Raw genomic sequence first — 2,338 nt, forward strand, 5'->3', positions numbered from 1 at the left:
TGCACTCGCGTCAGCACGACGCCGGCGCCATTGATCCACAGATCCTGGGTATCGTCGTCGCCATCGTTGCCCCAGGTCACGCTGTTGCTCAGATGGATCAGGCCATTGTCGAAGGTGATCAGCGTGATGCCGCTGCCCAGCGCCCAATTGTCGCGGGTGGTGTAGTTGGCCAGGTAGAAACCACCGGTCAGCTTGTTACCGCCAGCCTTGAACTCCAGCGCCATGTCGTTGACGAAAGCGTCGATCCGCTTGCGCACGTCCCAGATACCCGCACGCATGACCTGCGTGCCGGTCGCCGCCGAACCGCCACCCGATGCGTAGGTCAGGCTGCCTACGGTCGAACCCGCGCCGCCCAGCGTCGTCGCCATGGCCGCCGCGCTCATCGGCGCGTCGGTGGGGACCAGACCGATGGTGTTGGCCGTGCCCCATATATAGCTGGCGCGTTCGCGGATGCTCAAGCCGTCGACCAGTTCATAATCGAAGCTCAGGCCCAGATTGCCTAGCTTCGCACCGCGACCATCGGCCAGATCGACGGTGCGTCCGGCATTGTTGGTTGTGACGCGGGTGTCGCGACCGGCCAATGCGCCGGTGCCATGGTCGAAATTGGCGAATTGGCTGATCTTGCTACCGTCCTGATTGACGGGGATGGGCAGCAGCCACTGGCCATGATCGTTGAGGTAACGACCGTAGATCAGCAGCGAACCGCGACCGCCGAAATCATGACGGATGTTCGCGGTGATCTGGCCACCCTCCTCGGCGCGGAACTGCGGATCGCGGATGCCGTTGCCCTGCGCATAATAGCCGCCGACCATGAAGGTCGTGTCTTCGCTGATCGGGCCGGAAATCCAGGCATCCCCCCGAATTTCGTCATAATCGGTGTAGGACAGCTTCGCAAAGCCCTTGAGCGTCTGGCCACCTTCGCGCTGCTGCACGTTGACTGTAAGGCCCGGCTGGCCGTTGGAAAAGAGCGAACCGGTACCGCCGCGCACGGCTTCCACGCGATCAACCGTCTCGTCGAGGCGGATCAGCTGCGAATTTTCGAGGAAAGACAAGGTCGAAGGCGGGAAGAAAGGCACGCCGCCCAGCTGGAAGGTCACGAACTGCGCATCGCCGCCCGACGGATAGCCGCGCACGAAGATGTTGGCGCCATTCTGGCCGCCGGAGCTTTCGGCACTAACGCCCGGAATGGTGCGCAACAGGTCGGCCGTACTGTTGGGCGCGGCGCGGGCGATGGCATCACTGGACAGGCTGGTGACGGCGAAGGCCGCGTCCTGACGGCGCGTACCGCCGCCAGCGGTGCCGACCACGACGATGTCGGCCTGATTGTCATCGGCCGCCACTTCGGGCGCGGCCTGCGCGGCTGGGGCGGTCTGGGCCATCGCACTCCCGACGAGCAGGGCGAAAGGGGCAGCGCTCGTCAGCAGCAGTCTGGACGCGGATAAACGGATAGTAGGCATTATGATGTTCCTCCTGAGCTTCCGGCATTCTCAAAGGAGCCGGATCGCAATCATTGTCGGGAAGCCGCTCTGAACGATATCTTCCACCGCCGCGTCGAACCGCGAGCGCTACGGCGCCCTGATCGCTTAATCGCGCGGCCACAAGAAAGTTTCGTACCTGTTTCAATTCGATAATTCGGTGTGACATGAGTGCATCACAGAGGTAGGTTGGGCCGTGCATGAGCTTTGTGACGAAGGCCTTCTCAGACGCGAGAATAATTAGCGGTCATGCTAGATACTCTGCATCCGAAGGTTGTATCGAGGCTGCTCGAATAGCGCTGCGCCGTCGCGGGTCGCGATGCTTCATGAAGAGCGGATCGGAACTTGGTCCGCTGCAATTGATTACCATCTTGATCGCATCCCGGCGCTTATCACTGACTTTTCAGGCGCGCGTCGGTATCACCGTGCGCGCGCTGGAGAGCGGGCGACGAGCATCTGTGAAACGCCCTCTTTTCGCCCTTGTAGTTTAGAGCGTTGATCCGATCAGGCGTTCTTGCAGTGATCTTGTACAGTCGCCGCTCCTGCGGCGTCGCCGCCGAAGCGAAGGGAATATGTGCATGCGTGTACTCGATCGCATCGCCCTGATCGTCGAATGCGCCAACTGCGCTGATCTGGGAGGAAGCCAGATCAACCTCCACGTAGTAACCGTCGGCAGTGAACACCCAAGCTTCTCCTTGGGAGCAGTTTGGCATGTCACCAACGCTCCAAATACCAGTAAGAGGCGCAGGATTTAGCGACTGCATCAGCAGTAGGGCCGCGAGAATCATGTCATATCCTTCCGTCCAGCTTATGTCTCATGTCGAAAAGCCCTCGCACGACCAAACGATCGCGCGAGGGCCAGT

Annotated in this window: 2 protein-coding genes; both read right to left on the reverse strand. The window is 61.0% G+C overall.

The window, feature by feature from the left end; all coding sequences use genetic code 11:
• A partial coding sequence (locus VMR39_RS20970) for a TonB-dependent receptor plug domain-containing protein (RefSeq protein WP_325418722.1) occupies positions 1–1,379 on the reverse strand: 1,379 nt, incomplete at its 3' end.
• 488 nt (positions 1,380–1,867) lie between these two features.
• Positions 1,868–2,263, reverse strand: a complete 396-nt coding sequence (locus VMR39_RS20975) for a hypothetical protein (protein WP_325418724.1) — start codon at positions 2,261–2,263, stop codon at positions 1,868–1,870.
• Positions 2,264–2,338 lie beyond the last annotated feature (75 nt).

Origin of the sequence: Sphingobium sp. (assembly GCF_035511395.1) — a bacterium.
Taxonomy (GTDB): Bacteria; Pseudomonadota; Alphaproteobacteria; order Sphingomonadales; family Sphingomonadaceae; genus Sphingobium.

Bases quoted from the DNA above. Each gene is read 5' to 3' on its own strand.
- VMR39_RS20975 (WP_325418724.1), bottom strand. From the start codon at position 2,263: ATGATTCTCGCGGCCCTACTGCTGATGCAGTCGCTAAATCCTGCGCCT.